21 protein-coding genes and 1 tRNA gene are annotated in these 22,015 nt (G+C 63.0%); 9 read left to right on the top strand and 13 right to left on the bottom strand.

The window, feature by feature from the left end:
- Positions 1 to 34 precede the first annotated feature (34 nt).
- Both EOC83_RS10720 and EOC83_RS10715 read left to right on the top strand, forming a co-directional pair.
- Positions 35 to 574 (top strand): MerR family transcriptional regulator, encoded by a 540-nt coding sequence (locus EOC83_RS10720; RefSeq protein ID WP_063167770.1) that lies wholly within the window; start codon positions 35 to 37, stop codon positions 572 to 574.
- An 85-nt stretch (positions 575 to 659) separates the two neighbouring features.
- Positions 660 to 962: a hypothetical protein gene (locus EOC83_RS10715; RefSeq protein ID WP_013532229.1), complete on the top strand. Its 303-nt coding sequence runs from the start codon at positions 660 to 662 to the stop codon at positions 960 to 962.
- A gap of 541 nt (positions 963 to 1,503) precedes the next feature.
- Here the strand turns inward: EOC83_RS10715 and EOC83_RS10705 are convergent.
- Complete coding sequence (locus EOC83_RS10705; protein WP_063167771.1) at positions 1,504 to 2,118, bottom strand: hypothetical protein; 615 nt, start codon at positions 2,116 to 2,118, stop codon at positions 1,504 to 1,506.
- 283 nt (positions 2,119 to 2,401) lie between these two features.
- On the opposite strand from EOC83_RS10705, the gene EOC83_RS10700 reads away from it, so the two are divergent.
- Positions 2,402 to 2,683, top strand: a complete 282-nt coding sequence (locus tag EOC83_RS10700) for a helix-turn-helix transcriptional regulator (protein ID WP_063170208.1) — start codon at positions 2,402 to 2,404, stop codon at positions 2,681 to 2,683.
- 188 nt (positions 2,684 to 2,871) lie between these two features.
- A complete protein-coding gene (locus EOC83_RS10695) occupies positions 2,872 to 3,333 on the top strand; it encodes a YbaK/EbsC family protein (protein WP_013532225.1) in 462 nt (153 codons plus the stop codon).
- Between the two features lie 113 nt (positions 3,334 to 3,446).
- Here the strand turns inward: EOC83_RS10695 and EOC83_RS10690 are convergent.
- The 6 genes from EOC83_RS10690 to EOC83_RS10665 form a co-directional block, all read right to left on the bottom strand.
- Positions 3,447 to 3,523 (bottom strand) — tRNA-Pro (locus EOC83_RS10690).
- Positions 3,524 to 3,877: 354 nt separating this feature from the next.
- A complete protein-coding gene (locus EOC83_RS10685; RefSeq protein WP_013532224.1) occupies positions 3,878 to 4,645 on the bottom strand; it encodes an outer membrane beta-barrel protein in 768 nt (255 codons plus the stop codon).
- 290 nt (positions 4,646 to 4,935) lie between these two features.
- Positions 4,936 to 6,192: an O-antigen ligase family protein gene (locus EOC83_RS10680; protein ID WP_063167772.1), complete on the bottom strand. Its 1,257-nt coding sequence runs from the start codon at positions 6,190 to 6,192 to the stop codon at positions 4,936 to 4,938.
- The gene (locus EOC83_RS10675) at positions 6,189 to 7,724 is read right to left on the bottom strand and encodes an undecaprenyl-phosphate glucose phosphotransferase (protein WP_063167773.1); all 1,536 of its coding nucleotides are present in this window, start codon (positions 7,722 to 7,724) and stop codon (positions 6,189 to 6,191) included. The genes EOC83_RS10680 and EOC83_RS10675 overlap by 4 nt, the downstream gene beginning before the upstream one ends.
- Before the next feature lie 94 nt (positions 7,725 to 7,818).
- Complete coding sequence (locus EOC83_RS10670; protein ID WP_063167774.1) at positions 7,819 to 8,949, bottom strand: glycosyltransferase family 4 protein; 1,131 nt, start codon at positions 8,947 to 8,949, stop codon at positions 7,819 to 7,821.
- A gap of 10 nt (positions 8,950 to 8,959) precedes the next feature.
- Complete coding sequence (locus EOC83_RS10665; RefSeq protein ID WP_013532220.1) at positions 8,960 to 9,523, bottom strand: polysaccharide biosynthesis/export family protein; 564 nt, start codon at positions 9,521 to 9,523, stop codon at positions 8,960 to 8,962.
- Positions 9,524 to 9,783: 260 nt separating this feature from the next.
- Between EOC83_RS10665 and EOC83_RS10660 the strand changes: the two genes are divergently transcribed.
- Entirely contained in the window at positions 9,784 to 12,054 is a 2,271-nt protein-coding gene (locus EOC83_RS10660; protein ID WP_063167775.1) for an exopolysaccharide transport family protein, read from the top strand.
- Positions 12,055 to 12,100: 46 nt separating this feature from the next.
- Here EOC83_RS10660 and EOC83_RS10655 read toward each other — a convergent pair whose 3' ends face one another.
- Positions 12,101 to 12,937 carry a GNAT family N-acetyltransferase gene (locus EOC83_RS10655; protein WP_063167776.1) on the bottom strand — a complete coding sequence of 279 codons (837 nt, stop codon included), beginning with the start codon at positions 12,935 to 12,937 and terminating at the stop codon, positions 12,101 to 12,103.
- 4 nt (positions 12,938 to 12,941) lie between these two features.
- Complete coding sequence (locus EOC83_RS10650; protein ID WP_063167777.1) at positions 12,942 to 14,165, bottom strand: GNAT family N-acetyltransferase; 1,224 nt, start codon at positions 14,163 to 14,165, stop codon at positions 12,942 to 12,944.
- A gap of 91 nt (positions 14,166 to 14,256) precedes the next feature.
- Here EOC83_RS10650 and EOC83_RS10645 point away from each other — a divergent pair, with 91 nt between their 5' ends.
- Positions 14,257 to 15,315, top strand: coding sequence for a polysaccharide deacetylase family protein (locus tag EOC83_RS10645; protein WP_063167778.1), 1,059 nt, complete (start codon positions 14,257 to 14,259; stop codon positions 15,313 to 15,315).
- Between the two features lie 15 nt (positions 15,316 to 15,330).
- Here EOC83_RS10645 and EOC83_RS10640 read toward each other — a convergent pair whose 3' ends face one another.
- Entirely contained in the window at positions 15,331 to 15,546 is a 216-nt protein-coding gene (locus tag EOC83_RS10640; RefSeq protein WP_063167779.1) for a DUF2842 domain-containing protein, read from the bottom strand.
- Between the two features lie 198 nt (positions 15,547 to 15,744).
- Here EOC83_RS10640 and EOC83_RS10635 point away from each other — a divergent pair, with 198 nt between their 5' ends.
- Positions 15,745 to 16,836, top strand: coding sequence for a COX15/CtaA family protein (locus tag EOC83_RS10635; protein WP_082826667.1), 1,092 nt, complete (start codon positions 15,745 to 15,747; stop codon positions 16,834 to 16,836).
- Positions 16,837 to 16,861: 25 nt separating this feature from the next.
- Here EOC83_RS10635 and EOC83_RS10630 read toward each other — a convergent pair whose 3' ends face one another.
- From EOC83_RS10630 to speB, 3 genes are read right to left on the bottom strand one after another with little or no spacing between them, the layout of a single operon-like run.
- Positions 16,862 to 17,704, bottom strand: coding sequence for an aminoglycoside phosphotransferase family protein (locus tag EOC83_RS10630; RefSeq protein WP_199489656.1), 843 nt, complete (start codon positions 17,702 to 17,704; stop codon positions 16,862 to 16,864).
- Positions 17,701 to 18,627: an N-acetyl-gamma-glutamyl-phosphate reductase gene (gene argC, locus EOC83_RS10625; protein WP_013532212.1), complete on the bottom strand. Its 927-nt coding sequence runs from the start codon at positions 18,625 to 18,627 to the stop codon at positions 17,701 to 17,703. The genes EOC83_RS10630 and argC overlap by 4 nt, the downstream gene beginning before the upstream one ends.
- Positions 18,628 to 18,657: 30 nt before the next feature.
- Complete coding sequence (speB, locus tag EOC83_RS10620; RefSeq protein WP_013532211.1) at positions 18,658 to 19,665, bottom strand: agmatinase; 1,008 nt, start codon at positions 19,663 to 19,665, stop codon at positions 18,658 to 18,660.
- A gap of 123 nt (positions 19,666 to 19,788) precedes the next feature.
- Between speB and EOC83_RS10615 the strand changes: the two genes are divergently transcribed.
- Positions 19,789 to 20,997, top strand: coding sequence for an acyltransferase (locus EOC83_RS10615; protein WP_013532210.1), 1,209 nt, complete (start codon positions 19,789 to 19,791; stop codon positions 20,995 to 20,997).
- A 96-nt stretch (positions 20,998 to 21,093) separates the two neighbouring features.
- The coding region (locus tag EOC83_RS10610; RefSeq protein ID WP_164762421.1) for a glycerophosphodiester phosphodiesterase family protein at positions 21,094 to 22,015 on the top strand (922 nt) is incomplete at its 3' end.

Here is a 22,015-nt window from a genome sequence, read left to right as displayed (position 1 = left end):
AGGCCGGATCATCGTCCAGCGTGAGGATTCGCCCATGGACAAGAGCCCCGACGCCTTTCGTACCATCAGCGAGGTCGCCGAAGATCTCGATTTGCCGCAGCATGTGCTGCGCTTCTGGGAAACGCGTTTCAACCAGATCAAGCCGATGAAGCGCGGCGGCGGCCGTCGTTACTACCGGCCGCAGGATGTCGAGCTGATCAAGGGCATCCGTCACATGCTCTACGACCAGGGCTACACCATCAAGGGCGTGCAGAAGCTGTTGCGCGAGAACGGCAACCATTTCCTGGTTGCCATCGGCAATGGCGACATGGCCGCCGTCGAGGCGATCTCGCAGCGAAGGCAGGCTGACCAGGTGCCGCTGACGCCGGCGGCCCAGCCGCGCAGCATGGACGACGAACTGGTCGGCCAGCCGCGCGTCAAACCCAGCCGTCGCTTTTTCGGCCTGGGCAAGAGCGACGAGGACGGTCCGGTGCAGCCGGATGCATCGAAACTCTCGCGCGACAACAGGGCCTTGCTGCAGGAGGCGTTGTTCGACCTCCTGGAATGCAAGCGCCTGCTTGATCAGGTGCGCTGACCGCAGCCCGACGCGATAGTTCGAAACCGGAACCCGTCTTCCGGTGAGGCGTTACGTTTCCTTCTGCAAGTGAAGGAAACACATCATGGCATCATTTTCGACCCTCTCGGACATCGATCTCGACAGGCAGGTCGCGGCTCTCACCAAAGAACTGGCCAGCTTGAAGAGGGCTGTGGCAAGGCGAGGCGGCGCCTACTACGAGGACGGTCGCGATGCAGCCTTCGACACCTATTCCGATCTTGCGGGGCGTCTGCGCGACGCCATGCCGGCACTGCGTAAACAGGGCAGGGTGATCGAGAGGTCGGCCCGCGACCATCCGGCGGCTGCCGCTGCTGTCGGCCTTGTGGTGCTCGGTCTTGTCGCCAGTCTGCTGTTCAGCCGGCGCTGAGGCGGTGCTTCTGATGGTTGAGGTAGCTGGCGCCGTCATTCGACGAACTTGGTGCGCCCAAATCGTGTCGAGCTAACGCGCCGCAATGCCAAGGGAAGACCGGCCTTGGACAGGAAGCCAAGGCCGGTCTTCTCGGTGGCAGTTTGCGGTGCTTAGGCCTTGTTTCCGATCACATGGTGGTGGTGGCGGTGATGATGGTGATGGCGGACATGGTGGCGATGATGATGGTGGTGACGATGGTGCTTTGCCATCGGCGCCGCATCCGCACTCGTCGCACCGATGACGGGCACCGTGAAAGCCAATGCAACTGCAAGCCCGAGGGCCGAGAGGAGGGACTTCTTCATGGATCGTTTCCTTTTGTTTCGCGGGCGCATATGGATCGGGGCGATAGCCCGGCCGCCGCGAATGGAATTACGCGCCTGAATTTTTTCGTCAGTATTTCCCGATTGTAGAATTTTGTTTCTGGACTGTTTCTGCCCAATCCAGCCTCCCGCCACCATGCACGGCAAGATCGAGAGGCGGCCATTGGCCGCCTGTCCGACTACATCGGCGGCACGACGCCGTTGGTCCCGACCACGACGCGGCTGGCGCTCAGCGCGCCGTCACTACCCCGCTCTGCGGTGACAAAGACCGTCGCACCCGGCTTGAGGTCGCTCGGCGTCGCCGGCGCGAAGGTGACGACAGGGGTGGTGTCGGGAATCGAAATCTTCTTGGTCTGGCCATTGTCATAGGTCAGCGTGACGGATCGCCCGCTTATATCGGTAACGTCGGCGACGGTGCCGTTGGTCATCCGGCTGTTTGGCTGCAGGTCCCAGGGGCGGTCACCCTCGCCGGTGCCTTTCAGCGCGGCCGGGAAGACCACCACCTCCAGGGCGCCGCTGCCGCCATCCGCTTTCGATACGGAGGCAATGCCGAGGAAATCGCCCTGCTTGATGTCCGTTGCCGAGGCGTTGGCGACGCCCGAGATCTTCCAGCCGGCCTTGAGCTTGATCGCGTCGGTATCGCCCTGGCGGGTTTTCACGGTGAGCAGCGTGGGCTTAAAACTGACCACCGTGCCGCGCACACGAAGCGCGCCTGCGGCTTGGGCGGCGCCCGCGCCGGCGACGGAAAGGCTGGAAATCGTGCCGAGCACGACCATGACTGTCTTCAAGTTCATTGCAAAAAATCCTTCCGGGAAAGAACTGGCTGGAACCGGATGGTTTCGCGCCAGCGACCCGGAGATAACGAATGGGCGCGGCGAAACTGCCGGCAAAAGGCCAATCAGGCCTTCAAAACAACTTGATCGCGACGTGTGCGCCAGAGGCCGCGCCAGGCACCCGGTTCACGATCCCGTGACGGCCATTTTGGCCCTTGGCAAATCACCAGTGAGAGGGCATCTTCCCGACCGTCTCAGGCAACACTCCTCATTTGATCAAACTCTTTCAGTCATGGAGTTGCCAATGCCCCATAATGCGAAAAGCGAACCCCACTCCGAACCGGCAACCAACGGGAGCGGGCCAGATTACAACACCCTCAGAGCGATGCGGGAGACCCGCGGTTACAGCGTGGAAGAGCTTTCCCTGACATGCGGCCTGGCGGTGGACGAGATTGAGGATATCGAAAGCGGCAGAGTGACCGATCCGTCGAAGCTGCGTCGTATTGTGTCCGCGCTTCACCTTCCCCAGGAGGCTCTGATCACCCCGGCTGCGCCGACGCCGGCGCAAGGTCGATCGCTGGCGTAGACCCCGCACCAGGCATTCCAGAGACCCCGCCAAGGCCCTCTTGGCGGGTTTCTTTGTACCTGCCGCAGCGTCTGCTTCAGCCTGGCGCTTGCCGATTTGTATGCCGCGCGTGCTTATATGCGCGGCGGCCCCGGCTGCTGGACAGCAATCCGCCGTCCTTCAAGTTTTTGAACCATGGGTTTTTCGATATGAGCCTGGACTCCGTTCGTGCGTTCTTTGCCACCCACGCGCCCGACATCGATGTCATCGTCACGGAGGCGAGCTCGGCGACGGTGACCCTGGCGGCCGAGGCGCATGGCGTGCTGCCGGCGCAGATCGCCAAGACGATCTGCCTGCGCGTCGGCGACCGCACCATGCTGGTGGTGACCAGCGGCATCGCCAGGCTGGACAACCGCAAGTTCAAGGACCAGTTCGGCGGCAAGCCGCGCATGCTCGACGCGGCGGAAGTTGTCGAAGCGACGAGCCACCCGGTCGGCGGCGTCTGCCCGTTCGGCCTGCCGGCGCCGCTGCCGGTCTATTGCGACGTATCGCTGCGCGAATTTGACGAGGTCGTGCCCGCGGCAGGCGCCACCAATGCGGCGGTGCGGATCAGCCCGCAGAGGATGGTTGAGCTGATTGGGGCTGAGTGGATCGATGTGTGCCAGGGGTAGCCCAAGCCAGAGTTCAAGCGGCAGAGCACATGGTTGCCCCGATCCGAGATTTGGCCGGGCTGACCGAAGCATCTGGAGAGGCGGACTTCGGGGGCAAGTCCTGCTTTCAAATTTGGTCGGAGTGGCCGGATTCGAACCGACGACCCCTTGACCCCCAGTCAAGTGCGCTACCGGGCTGCGCTACACTCCGGACCGCGGAAAGCCCTATATTCTCAAGGGTTCAGAAGCAAGAGGCGAATTCGCTGAAATTGGTGAAATGGGAACAGATGGTGTCCCGGTGTGCCTTTGGTGACCGAAAGTCACACCGACAAATCATACCGCAAGTGCTGCTTAGGTTCCGGTCACCGAGGGCGGACACACTACGTGCTTTGTCTTGCCCTGGAAGGGCATAGCCTGCACCGCTCTAGGCTGCAATTGCCCAAAGAAGTTCAAGACTTCGTTCAATCGCCAGAATGTTCGAAGGAATATGTAGGCTACGAGGAAAGGGGAGCGCTGACGAGCTCCCCTGACGCTAGATCTGATCCGCGAAAATGATGTCGATGCACTACTGACCCATTCCAAACTTGTAGGTTAGCCGGGCCATCACGGCATCGACCTTTGCCTCTGTGCGATAGGTCTCGGGATTGTCGCCGAGAGTGCCATCATCGAACACGTTGTCGCCCGTGCTCGTCTTATGGCCGAGGTCAACGTGGGTGTAGTCCACGCCAAGCGAGAGGTTGTTCGTAAGGGCATAGTCGATGCCAGCGCCGAGCGCATAGCCGTTCTGCCACTCATTCTTTTCGTAGGTCACCAGGGCGTCGTTGTCTCGGGCGCGGAAATCCACCTTGCCGCCGGCATAACCAGCCTTGGCATAGATCAGCACGCGATCGAAGGCGTAGCCGACGCGGCCGACGACCGTGGCATAATTCGAGATTTTGGCGGTCTCGGTGTCGCTGTCCGGGAAATAGGGGCTGGTGATGGTCTTGCGGATGCCCGTTGCCGTCCAGGTCGCTTCGCCGCCCAGAATGAACTGTCCCCACTGCCATTGCGCGCCTGCATGGATACCGCCGGCTACGCCGGCTTTGTTGAAGTCAAATCCTTCTGTTCCCGCCGGAACGAGGTCGGTGAAGAACCCACCGTTTGGCTCGGTCATATCCGTTGCCGTGATGTCACCATTGGCAACGCCGAGATGGCCGCCGACATAGAGGCCGCTCCAGTCATAGGCCGACCCCGCAACCGGGGCCAACATGTCTGCTGCTGACGCGGTGCTTGCCGACAGGGCGGCAACCGCGAGAACTGCTAAGAATCTATTCACGTATTTCTCCCAACCCAAGTAATTCCCTCGGGAACAACAATAGCCGGGAGCGAAATGAAATTATGTGATGTTTTTGCCACAACCGCATATTTTTGCCATGGACCAACCGTCCGTCGAGCACTCGATCTACACTGGCCTGACGCTTCAAAACGCAAATGAAGCCGAGTAAAGCGCATGTAGAGCGCCTAGTCAGGAAATCCATCAGAAACTTCGTATTCGGGAAGCTCTCGAAGCTGTCTTCGTCGTGATGTAGAGCGGGCCGGATCTCCACCGAAGGCCAACGTGAAGCCCTCTCACTCCCGCGACTTTTATGCCGGTGCCGGCGAGCCCTGTAAGGCAGGCCGCAACAGCAGTTGATGCCTATATTCCAGCGCGATGGCGCCCCAGATCAGGCCGAGCAGCAGGTAGACATGGCGCCAGTGGTCGATGTCGATGAAGGTGCCGAGCCCGATATTGCCGATGAAGGCGACATAGGCGCACAGGAGATAGGGCTGCCACGGCCGGTCGCGCAGCAGGATGCGGAAGCCGGCTGCTATCGTCCACAAGACGAGCGCGAGGAACGACACGAAGCCGAGCCAGCCATAATCCATCAGCATCTTCAGCCAGATGTCGTGGGTGTCTTCACCGAAGATCGTGCCGAAGACCAGCGGGCCGATGCCGAACGGATGCTCCATCGCCATCTGGAAGCCGATGCCGTAGCGGGCGAAGCGGCCGAGGCGGGCGGTGTCGTAGCTCTGTTCGAGATGGGCACGGTTGGAGAACATCTCCGACACGCCGGGCAGCTGCAGGATGACGATCATGGCGACGACCAGCAGCGCCAGTGCTGCAATCGTCATCACCACCACGCGCAGCCGGAACATGCCGCTGGCGCTCTGCAGGAACAGGCAGCCGGTGAGCAGGACGGCCGAAACGGCGAACATGCCCCAGGCGCCGCGCGAAAAGGAGAAGAAGATGCCGGCGGTGATGATCAGCAGTGGCACCGCCAGCAGCGGCATGCGCGTCACCGGTCCGGTCAGGAGCAAATAGAGCAGATAGATGCCGGGCAGCACCAGGAACGGTCCAAACACGTTCGGATCCTGGAAGGCGCCGGCGGCACGGTCGTATTTGGTGAACATCTCGGCGCCCGGAAAGGCATGGAAGTAGCCTGCAATGCCAAGCAGCGAGGTGGCCACGGCCGAAACCACATAGGCAATGAAGATCAATCGGTAGAGGCTCGGCTGTACGGCTGTGATCGATGCGAAGAACACCGCGCTGAAGGCGAGAAACAGCGACACGGCGAGATAGAGCGGCGTGTTGGCGAGGTCCGCCATCTGCGTCATGGAGATCATGCCGCCGATGTTCATCGTCACCAGCAGCACCAGCAGCGGCGTTGCCGCGCGGGAAATCCGCAAGCCGAAAAGCGCCCAGATGGCAATCAGCCCCGCCATGTAGAGCTCATAGGGCGCCGGCTCGCTGATGACGAAGCCGGACAGCAGAATGCCGATGAAGACCGCGCCCGAGGAAATCAGCGCGACCAGCTTGGCGTTGACCACGACCTGCGGCAGATCATGGCTGATCGCGCTCAATAGGCGTTTTCCGTATTGAGCAGCCGGAGCGGCGTCAGGAACAGGATCCGCAAATCGAACAGCAGCGACCAGTTCTCGATGTAGTAGAGATCATACTCCGTGCGCATGCGGATCTTCTCGTTGGTGTCCATCTCGCCGCGCCAGCCATTGATCTGCGCCCAGCCGGTGACGCCGGGCTTGACCTTGTGGCGGGCGAAATAGCCGTCGACGACCTCGTTGTAGAGCAGGTTATGCGACTGCGCGGCGATGGCGTGCGGACGCGGGCCGACCAGCGATAGCGAACCCAGAAGCGAATTGAAGAACTGCGGCAGCTCGTCGATCGAGGTCTTGCGGATGAAGCGGCCGACGCGGGTGACGCGAGGATCGTTCTTGGTCACCGTCTGCTTGGCGGTCGGGTCGGCCTTGTCGGTATACATCGAACGGAACTTATAGACCTCGATGATCTCGTTGTTGAAACCGTGCCGCTTCTGATGGAACAGCACCGGACCCTTGCTGTCGAGCTTGATGGCGATGGCGGTCGCCAGCATGACCGGCGAGAACACGACGATGCCGATCAGGCTGAAGACGATATCGAAGGCGCGTTTGGCCACCGAATCCCAGTCGTTGATCGGCTTGTCAAAGATATCCAGCATCGGCACCGCGCCGATGTAGGAATAGGCACGCGGGCGAAACTGCAGCGCGTTGGAATGCGCCGAAAGCCGGATGTCGACCGGCAGCACCCACAGCTTCTTCAGCAACTGCAGAACGCGGGATTCGGCGGTCAGCGGCAGCGACACGATCAGCATGTCGATGCGGGCTATGCGGGCGAATTCAATCAGTTCCGAAATGGTGCCGAGCTTGGGGTAGCCGGCGACGATGGGCGGCGAGCGCTTGTCGCTGCGATCGTCGAAGATGCCGCAGATGCGGATATCGTTGTAGGGCTGCTTTTCGACCGAGCGGATCAGGATTTCCGCCGCCTTGCCGCCGCCGACGATGACGGCGCGCCGCTCCATGCGGCCATCGCGCGCCCAGGCCCGGATCAGCTTCGACATTACCAGCCTGAGGCCGAAGATGAGAACGAAGCCGATGACGAACCAGCTGCCCAACAAAAGGCGCGAATAGTTTTCCGACATCTTCATGACGAACGCCGTCAGCGCCATCAGGGCGAAAGTGCCGGCCCAGACCAGCAGCACACGGCCGAAATTGGCGATCGGCCGCATCAGGGCGACGATCTGGTAGCAGTCGGTGACGTCGAGCAGCACCACGGCAAGGAACGACGCGGCGGCGATCGTTACCGGATACTGCCAGGCGAGATAATTGAAGAACCCGACATAATGGAAATAGACGGCGAGCCCGGACAGGAACAGCAAGCCGAATTCGACCATGCGCAGGACGCCGCTGACCATGATCGGCGACATCGTATCGCGCCGGTACTGCGAGGCGACCTGGCGCGCGACATCGTTCATGCCGCTTGGCGTGTCGCCATCGGCCGGGCCGTCGAATTTACGCACCGCCTCTGCTGAAAAGCGGCGCGCGGGGTCGATCTCGTTCATGAGGGCTTTCCGCAAGCTTCCCCTCGGTCATAGCAAAAGAGAGCTAAGAAACCCTTGAAACAACATACGGCTTTGGAACGGCTTGGTCCTGCGCCTACTTGTCGAGCGCGGCGAAATAGGCGTTCTCGATGTCGGCGGCCATCACATCGGCGCCGAAGCGTGCCTTGAGGTCGGCCCCATCCGGCATCAGGTCGCGATAGGCGGCCGGGTCGGCCAGCGCTTGGCTCATCCTTTCGGCGAGCTCGATCGGGTCAGGTCGGATCAGGGCAGGGGAACCGGTGTCGAATATCTCCGGAATGCCGCCGACCGCTGTTGCGATCATCGGCTTTCCCGCGGCAAGCGTTTCCAGGACGATATAGGGCATGGCTTCGGCGCGCGAAGGAACGATGATAAGCGCGGCAAGGGCAAAGGCCTCCCTGGCCGGCATCGGCGGTAGGAAGCGGACATGGCGCTCGAGCCCGAGGCGTTTCACTTGCCCGTGGTAACGCGGTAGGTCGTCGCCGTCGCCGACCATCACCGCGGTCAGCGCGCGGCCGAACCGTGGGCCGGCGAGCGCCAATGCGTCGATGAAGATGTCCGGCCCCTTCAGGTCGCGCATCATGCCGATATAAAGCAGGTCGGCTGCGTCCGGCGCGGTGATCACCGGCTCGAATTCAGTGGCGCGCAGGCCGTTATAGACGAGGGTGTTGGGAATGGGCGGCTCGCCGACCTTGTGGCGATAGGTCCGCCGCTCATAGTCCGAGACAAACAGCAGATAGTCGGTGAAGCGAGCCATGAAGCGCTCGAGCGCGAAGAACAGCTTTCCGGTGGTCGTGTTCTCGTCATAGTGGAGGGAGCCGCCATGCGGCGAATAAAGGCGGGCTACGCGAGACCTTGATACCCGCAACAACGAGCCGAACAGACGGGCATAGGCGCCACCCTTGGCGCCGTGCCCGTGCAGTACGTCCGGCCGCAATTCCTTGATGATCCTGTACGTGCGCCAAGCCGAGGCAAGGTCGCCGGGACCGACGTGGCGCTGCATCGGCGTGCGATGAATGCCGAGCGCCAGCATGTTCTTCATCTGCTCGAACAGATGTTCCTCGAACGCGCCGCCCGTCGTCGAATCGCAGACGATGCCGACGGAATGCCCGGCGGCGACCTGCGCCTCGGTCAGGTCGCGCACATGCCGGAAAATTCCTCCGACGGGTGAGCGAAAGCAATGGACGATCCTGAGCCTGTCCGCCACTTGGTATCTGTCAGAACAGGCGTTCGCGGACGTAGACCGTATCGCCCGGCAGCAGCGGGTCGGAGGTGACCACGCGGCCGGTCATCACCTTGCCGTTGATGTCGCGGGTGATGTCGACGCTTTCCTGGTTGGCGCGCGGCGTGAAGCCGCCGGCAATGGCGATTGCCTTCTGCACCGTCAGGCCGGGGACGTAAGAGTATTGGCCGGCGGCACCCACTTCGCCCATGACGAAGATCGGCCGGTAGCGGTCGATCTCGACCGAAACGTCGGGATCGCGCAGATAGCCTTGCCGCAATTTGTCGGCGATCTCCTTTTCCATCTGCTGCGCGGTGTGGCCGCGCGCCGGTATGGCGCCGACAAGCGGGAAGGAGAGATAGCCGGATTGATCGACGCTGTAGGTGTTGGTCAGCCCGTCCTGCTCGAACACGGTGACGCGGACGCGATCGCCGGCGCCAAGACGATAGGGCTGATCGAGCACCTCATGGAAGGCGGCCGGCGTCGGCCGGTAGCTGGAACAGCCAGCCAGCATCGATACGGCAAGCAGCGCGCGAAACAGGGAAGCAGTGCTTTTCATGACCGGACAAGTACCTTCGACTGGGCCGCTGCGGCGTCGCAGCAAACATCAGGGATCGAGGCCCGTTATCATCCTGTTAGGGTTAATGGCCGGTAAAGGGAGCGGCCGACACGTGGCGCATCGGCAAGAGTTTTTGCGATTTCTGGCGGTTTTGTTTGTCGCCCGCCAGTAAACCCTAACGGAAACTTACCGCGATCTTAACGGCTGAGTTACCATAGTTGTTTACGGTGCGTGCTGACCCAGTATCGGAGTAGGGATGCATGTCCGTTCAGTCCGCGGCCGCAGATGTCGATGTCGATCTCAGGCAGCTCTTCGCCAGCCTGGCGAGGAATTGGCTGCGTATAGGCCTCGTCGTCCTGTTGGCGACCGGGCTGGCCTTTGCTTTCGCCTCGCTGGCAACCCGGCACTACAAGGCCGAGACGCAGGTGGAGATCGCGCCGCGCGAATCCATCTACACGCGGCCGGCCAGCAACAACAACGACACCGACAAGCCTATTCTCGACGAGCAGGGCGTCGCCACCCAGGTCCAGATCATTTCCTCCAACGAAATCCTCAAGCAGGTCTCGCAAAAGCTTGGGCTGGAAAAACTGCCCGAGTTCAATGAAGCGCTCGACATGTCGGCGCTGAGCCGCGCTCTGGTCCTGGTCGGCCTGAAAAGCGACCCGATGGAAATTCCGACGGAAGAGCGCGTGCTCAAGAAAATGCACGAGAAGCTCAACGTCTACGGCGTCGAGAAGACCCGCATCATTGCCATCGAGTTCTCATCGGAAGATCCCAAGCTCGCGGCCGCCATACCGGACGCCATCGCTGCCGCCTATATAGCGGGGCAAGGGGCGGCCAAGCTCGAATCGAACAGCGCCGCGGCAGACTTCCTGGCGCCCGAGATCGCCGACCTGCAGCGGCAGGTCAAGGATGCGGAGGCGAAGGTCGCCGCCTACCGAGCCCAGTCCGATCTTCTGATGGGTGGCAACAATTCGGTGCTGGCCACCCAGCAGCTTTCGGAACTGTCGAGCGAACTGTCGAAAGTGCGCGCCAACCGCGCTGCGGCCGAAGCGACCGCCGACGGTGTGCGCAGGGCGCTGCAGAATGGCGGTTCGCTGGACGCAGTGCCGGAGGTTCTGTCATCGGACCTGATCCAGCGCTTGCGTGAGCGACAGGTCGAATTGCGCTCCAACATCGCCGATCTGTCGACGACGCTGCTTGGCAATCATCCGCGCATTCGCGCGCTGAAATCGCAACTGTCCGATCTCGACGCGCAGATCCGCAGCGAGGCCCAGAAGATCATGAAAGGCCTGTTGATGCAGGCCGAGACGGCAAAGGCCCGCGAGAACCAGCTCGTCGCCGACGTCAACACATTGAAAGCCGCTTCGGCGCAGGCCGGCGAACAACAGGTCGACCTCGACGCACTGCAGCGCGACGCGACCGCCAAGCGACAGCAGCTCGAACTCTACCTGACCAACTACCGCGAAGCCGCTTCGCGCCAGGACCGCAACTATCTGCCGGTCGACGCCCGGATCGCCTCGAAGGCGTCGGTTCCCTCCGAGGCCTATTTCCCGAAGGTGGGGCCGATCGTCGGCGCGGCTTTCGCCGCATCGCTGCTGATCATGGCCATCGTGACGCTTCTGCGGGAGCTGTTCTCAGGCCGCGCGATGCGGCCGGCGAGCGGTTCCCGTTTCGAACGGATCGATGAGGTCGCGATGCCCCATGTGGCGCAGACGCCGGCCGCCAAGCCATTTGTCCGCCACGAGCCTGCCGTCTTCCAGGAACCCGTCATTCACCAGGAACTGCCTGAACCTGCGCATGAAGCCGATGCGGAGCCTTTTGCCGCTGCGATGCAGGCCATGGCCGAGGCGCCGGATGCGGTCGCAATGCCCGCTACGGCGGCGACAGAGCAAACGGTTGTCGAGCCCGAACCGGCGCGCTCCACCCTGGGCGAGATCGACATCGAAAGGGCTGCCGAAAAGCTGATCTCAAGCGGTGCGGCGCGCGCCATATTCGTCTCGCCGGAAGGCGACGAGGCGGCTGCATCGGCGATCCTGGTGGCGCGCGAAGTCGCCGACGCCGGGCTGCGCGTGCTGTTGCTGGACCTCACAGCGTCGGGGGCCGCCTCGCGGCCGATGCTGGACAGCGGACTTTTTCCCGGCATCACCAACCTGCTCGCTTCGGAAGCGCAGTTCAGTGACGTCATCCATGCCGATCTCTACTCGGACTGTCACGTCATTCCGGTCGGAACCGCCGATCCGGTCCGCGCCATGCGCGCTGCCGACCGGCTGCCGATCATTATGCAGTCGCTGACAACGGCTTATGATCTGGTCGTGGTCGAATGCGGACCAGCCGACGCGCAGGGCATCGGCCGTCTGACCGGCGACGCCACCGAGGTCTTTCTCTCCATGCTGGAGGCCGACGACGAGGTGACGCAGGCTGCCGTCAAGCTGATCGAGAACGGCTATCCCGACCTGACGCTGGTGACGCCGCTCGGCCACGAACCGCCCGGCAATCCGGTGCCGGGACGGCGCACTGCCGCCGCCTGAGAGAGCTGCGGATCGCCTGGCGGAGCCGTTCAGCGGTTCGCCCGATCTAGCCCAGTTCCAGGGTCGTTACGCCGAACACCCTTTGCAGGTCCAGTTCCGGGGCAGGCCCCTTGTACATGCGCGTGGTGGTGAAGGTCGGCGCAAAGCCGGCCGCATCGAGCGCAGTTATGAAACCGGTGTTATCGGCGGGGACGTCGATATGCAGCTCGCCGCCCTCACAGGCACCGGCCAGTCCCTCCAGGAGTTGCGAAGCGATTTCCATGTCGTCGGCAAACAGCGGGCCGATCTTGAAGCCGGATCGGCACCGGCGCACCACGCCAAAGCCGGTGACGCCGCGCGAACCGATTGCCGCCAACCCATGATGCGGTTCTTGCAGCCATCGCTTCAGAAAGGCGTCTCGGGGCGCCGGAAAGCAATGGGCGTCATAGGCGACGACATCGGACAGGAGTTGCGTTGTAATCATCCGCAACCCATCGGCCCTGGCCGTCGGGCCTGCCTTGCGCCCGGTGAAGCGGATGGTCTCGTAGGCCGGCGCGAAGCCCTTGCGCCGGTAATTGGCCTGCTGCTCGGCGACGCCGTCAAGGCCGACGGTCCGGCCTGCAAGCCTTTTCATGCCGGCGTCCCACACCGTCTTGCCGTAGCCCATGCCGCGCATGTCAGGCCGGGAGATGTAGAGGCCGATGAAGCCGAATTCGCTGCCATAGGCCACGGCCGAAATTGCCGCGACCATGTCGTCGCCGACAAAGGCGCCGATGAAGCCTTCGGGGTCCGCCGCCTGGAGCATCGCCGGGTCTTCAAGACCTGGGTTCCAGCCTTCCGCAGCTGCCCAGTCGACGAGAAGCGCCAGTTCCTGCAGGGACAGTGTGCGGATGATCGGCGTCATTGCGTTAGCTATCTTCTTCCGAGGGCGCCGCCTGGCCGGCGGCTTTGCGGCGCAGCACCTTGGTCAGCTTCCAGATCGTCGGGCTGTTCTTGACGAAGGCTTTCAGCCGCGCGCCTTGCCGAAGCGTCAGCGCCAGCATGCGGCCCTTCACGGTCAAGGGGACCAGCACTTCGAAATGCCGCGTTTCGATATCGCACCACAGCCGCTTGTAAGGCTCATCTCCTACCGAAAAGTCATACACCTCGAAACCGGTCTCGCAGGCTTCCTGGATGTTGTCGAAGAACAGGAAGTCGCCGGGGCTGGCGTGCCCGAGATCGTCCTCGGCGATCGCTCCGAATTCGCAGATCAGGCGTTTGCCCGAGCGGCTTGAACCGGTAATGGCGCGCAGCTTGCCGGCAACCTCGAGCCCGTGCAGCACGAAGGAAGGCTTGTCCTCGCTAAGTGCTTGCGAAAACAGCGCGCGGAAGAAGCCGCGCACCTGCGCGTCGCCGAAGACGTTGGCGATGCCCATCTTGCGGAAGCGGAGTTCCTTCATCTCGAAGAAGGCGTCGAGCAGCCTGTCGATCTCGTCCGGGGTGCGGGCCTCGATGCGCCGGTGGCTGCCGACGGTCTCGAATTTCCGGATCTGCGACCGGTGCTTCTTGCGTTTGCGTTTGCCACTGGCGCGAGAAAGCAGCGCATCGAAGCCGCCGGCGAGATCGACGGCCAGCGACAGATTGGGGCTGGAAAAATGGTCAAGCGATGCGAGCGGATTGGCGACGCCGTCGAGATCGGGCAGCAACCGCTCGAGCGCGACCAGATCGATGTCCGGGCGTGCCTCGGCGATGGCCGCCAGCACCGATCGGAGGGCCGGCATATCCACCTTGGCCAGCCAGTTCGGGTCCGCGGCGACGAAGTTGCCGTTGGCGTGGCGCCCACCCATGAAGCGGGCGATCCGGAACGGCCCCTTCGAGGCAACCTCCAGCGCCAGCGAAAAAACCGGTTTGCCCTCGGCACTCAGCGTCGCGACGAGCAGGTCCGGTCGTGTCTCGGCCGCCCAGTTCAGGATCCAGGCAGCACTCTGCGCCGGACCAAACAGAGCCGAGCGGCAGAACTCGGCATAGGCCGCCAGTCCGTCCGTGGACGCCACCGAGATCGACAGGCCGGCACGGTCCCGTGGCAAGGCGCGCGACGATGCCTCGGTTGCCGCAAGCCGATTGCCGTCAAATGACGCAGTTGCGTCAACCATACCTCAATCCTTAGGGCGTATTGGTCGCGATTTGGGGGTTCGCATAGGCGCATTCCGTGCTTGGATCAGCCTAGGCGCAAAAGGTGAATGAATGATCGACGGCGGGGAGGCAATCCGGAAACTGGCGCTGAACGTCGCCCGCTATACCGGCCTTGCACCGCTGGCCAAGCCGTTCATCGGCGGCATTGGCGCCATCCTGATGCTGCACCGTGTTACCGCGACGCCGGAAAAGCCGGACGGCGTCAACCGGCATCTGAATATCGCGCCCGGGTTCCTCGATGCCATGATCGCCGACATGAAGGCGCATGGCTATGCCTTCGTCTCCATGGACGAAGCCGTCGAGCGCATCAAGGCGGGCGGCAAAGGCGGTCAGTTTGCCACGATCACCGCCGACGATGCCTATCGCGACAATATGGTCGAGGCGCTGCCGGTGCTGGAGAAGCACGGCGCGCCGATCACCATCTATGTCGCGCCCGGGCTGATCAACGGCACAGCCGACCTGTGGTGGGACGTTGTCGAGGACATCGTCAACGCGCGCGATACCTTGACGCTGACGCGGCCGAAGGGTCCGCTGACGATCGATTGCTCGACCCCCGCGAAGAAGCTGCAGGCCAATGCACGCCTGCACGCCTATCTCACCTCCGAAATCCGCGAGAAGGACCTGCAGGCGGTGTTGCGCGATCTGGCTCGCGCAAATGGCATCGACGCCGACGGTCCGCGCCTGCGCACATTGATGAACTGGGACGAAATCCGCCGCATCGCCGCGCATCCGCTGGTGACGATCGGCGCCCATACGATCAACCACAGCAATCTGAAGCGGCTCTCCGAAGCCGATGCCCGGCACGAGATCGGCGCCGTGCGCGCCATGTTGCTGGCCGAACTGGGCGAAGAGCCCCGCCATTTCGCTTACCCCTATGGCTATGCGAGTGCCGTAGGCTGTCGCGAAGTCGGCTTTGCCCGTGACGCAGGCTACACCTCTGCCGTGACGACGCGCCACGGCGTGCTGCGCGCCGAACATGCCGGGTTCCTGCAGGCTTTGCCGCGGATTTCCGTCAACGGCCGCTATCAGAGCCTCGCCCATATTCGCACCATGCTGTCGGGCGTGACGACGCCGCTCGCCAATGCCGGCAAGATGGTCGTCACCATCTGACGCTGGCGGTTTCGCCTAGCGCTTGGCCCTCGGCTCCAGCATCAGCCATTTGATGATGCCCATTGCCGGCAGCACCCAGACCAGGCCGCTGAGCAGGAAGAACAGGAAATGCACCCACGGACCCGACTCCGACAGCCGGGCGACCGCGAAGATCGATGCGACCAGCGCATAGATGATGACCAGCGCCACCAGCAGAAACATTCCGATCAGCTTTTTCAGGCGCAGGGGCATGGTTGGTCTCCTGATCGAGCATGCCGGAATTTGCACAGGCGGCCTGGCAGGCTCAAGGGGTAACGGCCTCGCATAGGCCTTGAGGCGAGACTGCGCAACCGGTGAGACGCGGCGCGACGGCGTGCCGCGCCGGATGGTCTTGCCAGCACGGGTGCGATGGTCCACCAATCCGCCAAATCAACCTGCCGGGACAAGATCATGGCTGCCATATCAGCTGCCGCGCCATACGTCGCCCGCGACCGCGACCTGCATAACCGGGCGCTGCTGCGCGCCTGGCTCTATGTGGTGCTTCTGGTGCTGTTTGCGCTGGTGCTGGTCGGCGGCGCCACCAGGCTCACCGATTCCGGCCTGTCGATTACGCAGTGGAAGCCGATCCATGGCGTGATCCCGCCGCTCAACGATGCCGAGTGGCAAGAGGAATTCCAGCTCTACCAGCAGATCCCGCAATATGCCGAGCTCAACAAGGGCATGGGCATCGAAGCGTTCAAATCGATCTTCTGGTGGGAATGGGCGCATCGCATCCTGGCGCGCAGCGTCGGCCTGGTCTTCGCCTTGCCGCTGCTGTTTTTCTGGGCAACGCGCCGCATCGAGCGCGGCCTGGGTCGGAAACTCGTGGGCATTCTGCTGCTTGGCGGCCTGCAAGGCGCCATCGGCTGGTGGATGGTGGCCTCTGGCCTGGTCGACCGGGTCTCCGTCAGCCAGTACCGCCTGGCGACCCACCTGACCCTTGCCGCACTGATCTTCACCGCCACCATGGTGGTCGCGCGCGGGTTGGCGCCGCATTCCGAGCCTGCCGCCGATAGGTCGACGCAGAGGCTGGCCGGCTTCATCGTGCTGCTGGCGCTGATCCAGATCTATCTCGGCGGCCTGGTCGCCGGGCTCGATGCGGGTCTGAGCTACAACACCTGGCCGCTGATGGACGGCAAGATCATTCCCGGCGATCTGCTGATCCTCGAGCCGGCATGGCGCAACTTCTTCGAGAGCCCGAAGACGGTGCAGTTCGTCCATCGGCTTGGCGCTTACACGGTATTCGTCGTGGCCTTGTGGCACATGATCGCCACGCGCCGGCGGCTGCCAGGCTCGACGCATGCGCGCCGCGCGACGCTGCTGTTTCTACTGGTGCTGGTGCAGGCCTCGATCGGCGTCGGCACGCTGCTCATGCATGTGCCGTTGCATATGGCGCTGACCCATCAGGGATTTGCGCTGATCGTGCTGGGCTTTGCAGCAGCCCATTGGCGCGGCACCAAGGGCGCCTATCCCTTGCCGACGGGAATAGCGCTCAGGGGCTGATCCCGAGCCGATCTACTGGGTCGGATCAGAAGCTTGCCCGCACCGCCCGGATCGCCTTGACGATCGACAATTCGCGATTCTCCTCGACCGCATTGTCGTCCTCGTGATGCCAGGACGCCGACAGGCATCCATAGGCAATGGCATGATCGAGGATAGCGGTCGGTGTCTGGCTCAGTGTTCTGGCAAAGATCTCGGCCATATCAGCGATCCGCTTCGGATCGAGGCAGAGATCGTCCCGGTCGAGCGGGTTGTAGAACATGTTCGCCGCGTCGAAGCCGGGATCGCCGAGCACGCCCTTCGGATCGATCGCCAGCCAGCCGCGCGGCCCGTGCAGGATGTTTTCGTGATGCAGATCGCCATGCAGGGGCCTGATGTCGTGCGGATCGGCCAGCAGCCGCTCGGCGATGACGGCTGCCTCGACATAGAGGCTGTCAAGGCCGGCGTCGCGATCGGTATTCGCCTTGTCGAACAGGCTGGCGAAGCGTTCCCGGAGCGGCTGAAGCTCGGGCGGGTAGGGGGCTTTCCCCCGTGAAAACAGTTTTGCCATCAGCTCCGCCGCGATTGCGGTCGCGGCAAAGTCGCCCTGTTCGTCGAGAACCTGCTGCAGCAGGGTTTCACCGGCATATTCGAGCAGCATGCTGTGGCCGTCGCGGCCGAGCAGACGCACCGCGCCTTCGCCGCGCCGCCAGGCGAGATAGTGCTCTCCGCGCAACTCGTCGGCGACGTCATCGAAAGGCTTCAGCGCCTTGACGATCGCCGGCGATCCGTCTTCGCGCAAAACCTTCCAGATGCGGCTCGAAAAGGTCTCGGCAACGAGTTCGGGCGCGCTGACTTTCCAGCGCGCCGGAAAGGCTGGCGTGTCCATCAGAGGCCGAGCATCAGATCCATGTTCTGGACGGCGGCACCCGAGGCGCCCTTGCCGAGATTGTCGTAGACCGCCAGCAGCAGGGCCTGCGCCCGTTTGTCGTTGGCGAAGACATAGACCTTCATCCGGTTGGTGCCGTTGTAGATCTCCGGATCGATCTCCGGCATGCGCTCCGAATGCGCATAGGGCGCCACCTCGACCACACCGCCCTTGATGGCGGCGAAATGGTCGGCAATCGCCGCATGCAGCTCCGCACCGGTCGGCACATGGTCGAGGCCGCCGAGTTGCAATGGCACCACGGTGATCATGCCTTGCGCGAAATTGCCGACCGCCGGCTGCATGATCGGATCATGCGACAGCCTTGCATAGGCCCTCAATTCCGGCACGTGCTTGTGCTGCAGGGTGAGGCCGTAAGGCAGGAATTCCGAGGCGTCCTCGCCCTTGGCGACGTAGTCCTCGATCATCGGCCGTCCGCCGCCGGAATAGCCCGAAATGCCGTTGACGGTGATCGGAAAATCGGCCGGCAGCAGGCCTGCTGTGACCAGCGGCCGCAGCGTCGCGATCGGTCCCTGCGGCCAGCAGCCTGGGTTGGCGACGCGCTTTGCCGAGGCAATCGCCTTTGCCTGGTCCTTGTCCATCTCGGCGAAACCATACGCCCAGCCCTCCGCCACGCGATGCGCGGTCGACGCATCGATGACCCTGGTGGTGTCGTTGGCGATCAGCGAGACGCTTTCCTTCGCCGCGTCGTCGGGCAGGCACAGGATAGCGACATCGGCGGCATTGAGGAACTCGGCACGTGCCGCCGTTTCCTTGCGACGCTCGGTGGGGATGGAAATGATCTCCAGATCACCGCGCTCGGCAAGCAGCGCCCTGATCTGCAGGCCGGTGGTGCCGTGTTCGCCGTCGATGAAGATTTTCGGTTTCATGGGTTGTTCAAATTCCCTGAGTTTTCAAGACTATATGCCCTGACCCTGAATCACTGCGGCACCATTGTGATTGCCGTTGTTCAGCTCTTCAAGCCGGGCTTTCCGTTCAGCAAGCAGACCGAGATATTGCATGGCCACCATCGAGCCGGCGATTGCCGTTATATCGGCGTGATCATAGGCCGGCGCAACCTCTACGACATCGGCGCCGACAATATCGATCTGGTTGAGCTGGCGCAGAGTCGACAGGATCTTGGCCGAGGACGGGCCGCCGGCAACCGGCGTGCCTGTGCCGGGCGCATAGGCCGGATCGAGGCAGTCGATGTCGAAGGTGAGATAGGTCTTCTTGCCGCCGGTGCGGTCGACAATGGCGTAGGCAATGTCGGACGCCCGCATCTCCTCGATTTCATGGCCATGGAGGATCTTGATGCCGAACGTGTCGGGCGCATGGGTGCGGATGCCGATCTGGATCGACCGGTCGGGATCGATGATGCCTTCCTTGACGGCGCGACCGACGAAGGAGCCGTGGTCGATGCGCTTGCCGTCGTCCGGCCAGGTGTCCTGGTGGGCGTCGAACTGCACCAAAGCGAGCGGACCATGGATGGCGGCATGCGCCTTGAGCAGTGGCCAGGTGACGAAATGATCGCCGCCGAGCGTCAACAGGAAGGCGCCTGATTTGAGGATCTTCGCCGCTTCGCGCTCGATCGTGCCGGGCGTCTTCTGATGGTTGCCCGAATCGAGCAGGCAATCGCCATAGTCGACGACCGCCAGATGCTCGAACAGATCGCGTGAAAAGGGATATTGCGGGTCGTTGTCGAGGATCGCCGAGGCACGGCGGATCGCCTGCGGCCCGAAGCGGGCGCCAGGCCGGTTGGTGACGGCGGCATCGAAGGGAATACCCCACACCACCGCATCCGCGCCCTTCACGTCCTTGGTGTATTTGCGCCGCATGAACGACAGCGCGCCGGAATAGGTCGGCTCGAACGCGGCGCCCGTTTTGGAACGGGCGGTGAAGGCGTTGTCGATGGTGTGGTTCGCCATTACGGATCCTCGTTTTTCATCGGGTTGCAACAACTACAGAACCGGCACGGAAGATGCCAGTCATAGCTTGGCGAGACGGAATGGCGCTGCCCGAGTGCCACGGCAAGACAGGATTGTATCATCATGACGCAGACCGCGTTTCTCAACCCCACCCGTGCCGCGGCGTCGACCCACACCGGCACGGTCGCCGGCGAACGCTTCCTGGTCCTCGATTCGTGGCGCGGCATCTGCGCGCTTCTGGTGGCGCTGTTTCACTTTCCTACCGGTTCGACGATTTCGCAAAGCGCCTTCATCGGTTCGTCCTACCTGTTCGTCGATTTCTTCTTCGTCCTTTCCGGCTTCGTCATCGCCAGCAGCTACGGCGATCGGCTCAACCAACCGGGACAGGTCGCGCGTTTCGCCCTGGTCCGTTTCGGCCGCATCTACCCGCTGCATCTGCTCATGCTTGCCGCCTTCGCCGGTTTCGAGCTGCTGCGGCTGATGCTGCCGCAATTGCACGGCACGGGGGCTGCCCCCTTCACCGGCGGCTTCGACCTCAACAGCCTGCTTGCCAATCTCCTTCTGCTGCAGGGTGTCGGCTTCGAGGATCAATTGACCTGGAATGCGCCGAGCTGGAGCATTTCGGCCGAGTTCTTCGCCTATCTCCTGTTTGCCGGCGTGGTCTTCGTCGCCGGCGTGCGCGCCTGGATATGGTTCGTCGCGGCCGCCGTCACCGCGCCGCTGTTCCTGCTCGGCTTCTCGACCCATCATATGGATGTGTCCTTCGATTTCGGCTTCATCCGTTGCCTGTACGGCTTCTCGCTCGGCGCCTTGCTGGCCTGGTTTCAGCATGATTCCATTGCAGGGGCGCGACAGGCTCTCGCCAGGGGCGGCCCGCGGATGGACTGGACCCTTGCCGAAATCGTCATGGTGGCCGTCATCGTGCTTTTCGTTTCGCTGGCGGGCGACAATGACTTCGGCATCGCGGCACCCCTGGTGTTCGCGCTGGCGCTGTTTCTGTTCGCCCATGAGGGTGGCTGGATCAGCGCCTTGCTCAGAGCCCCGTTCATGCTGACGCTCGGCGCGCTGTCCTATTCGATCTACATGGTCCACATCTTCGTCCAGGCGCGCCTGATCAACGTCGCGGGGCTCGTCGAGCGCAAGCTCGGCCTTGGCCTGATCGGCGACTTCATGCTGCGCGGCCAGCCTGCCACCGGCTTCGGTGCCGGCTGGACGGGGGCGGTGGCGATCGTCGTCATGCTCGCCGCTACCATTGCCGCCTCCTGGATCACCTGGCGTTTTGTCGAGATGCCGGCCATGGCGTGGTTCCGCAGGCTCTCGAAACGCATCTGACGCACCTGCTGCGAGTATTCCGCTAGCCGGCTTCGTTCACCCAGATGTCACGGGCGTCGCCTATCCGGGTGTCGATCCGGCAAGGAGCGATTCTCGATGCGGACCATCTGGCTGAGTTTTCTGCTTTACACGGCCGTGGCAGCCGCCTCTGGCCAGGCCTTGGCCGGCGAGACCCGCGCCAGACAGATCCTCGACCGCTTCGAGCATGCCAACCAATGGCGCGATCACGTCATGGTGGCTGCGCATCGCGCCGGCAGCATGCAGGCCGGCAAGACGCTCTACGCGGAAAATTCGATTGCCGCCGTGGAGGGCTCGATCGCCATGGGCGCCGAAATCGTCGAGGTCGACATCAGGCGCTCGAAGGACGGCGAGTTCGTCGTCATGCATGACAGCTGGCTCGACCGCACCACGACCTGCAAGGGCGAGGTGGTCATGTACACGCTGGCCGAACTGAAGACATGCCGGCTGGTGGTCGAGGGCACCGGTGCGGCGACAAGTGAAACAGTCTCGACGCTGCACGAGATGCTGATGGCGACCAGAAACCGCATCCTCATCAACCTCGACAACAAGCTCGACGTCGGCGCCCTCCCGGGCATGATTGCGGTCGCTCGCGGTCTCGGCATGGCCGAACAGGTCATCGTCAAGGAGAACCTGTGGAATTCACAACGGATTTCCACGGTCAAGGCCGCCATGGAGACCATTGGCGGCGGCTTCCAGTTCATGCCGATCATCGCCGATGACGCGGTGCATGACGCCGGTTTCGCCGGGACGGTCGACCGCGCCTTCTCGCCGCGCGCGATCGAGTTGATCAACTGGCGGGCAGGCGCCGAGACGCTGACCGAGACGGGCGGGCCGCTGTTCAGCACGCGCATGCGCGCGGCCGCAGTCAGGGGCAACTGGCACATCTGGGCCGACACCTACGCCATCGCCAACAAACCGGGCGGCTTCCTCGCCGGCGGCCGCGGCGACGAACTGGCGGTGCAGGCCAGCCTGCCGCGCGAAAGCTGGGGTTTCTGGG

The organism is Mesorhizobium sp. Primo-A (assembly GCF_003997175.1).
Taxonomy (GTDB): Bacteria; Pseudomonadota; Alphaproteobacteria; order Rhizobiales; family Rhizobiaceae; genus Mesorhizobium; species Mesorhizobium ciceri.
This window is presented reverse-complemented; position numbering and strand designations above follow the sequence as displayed.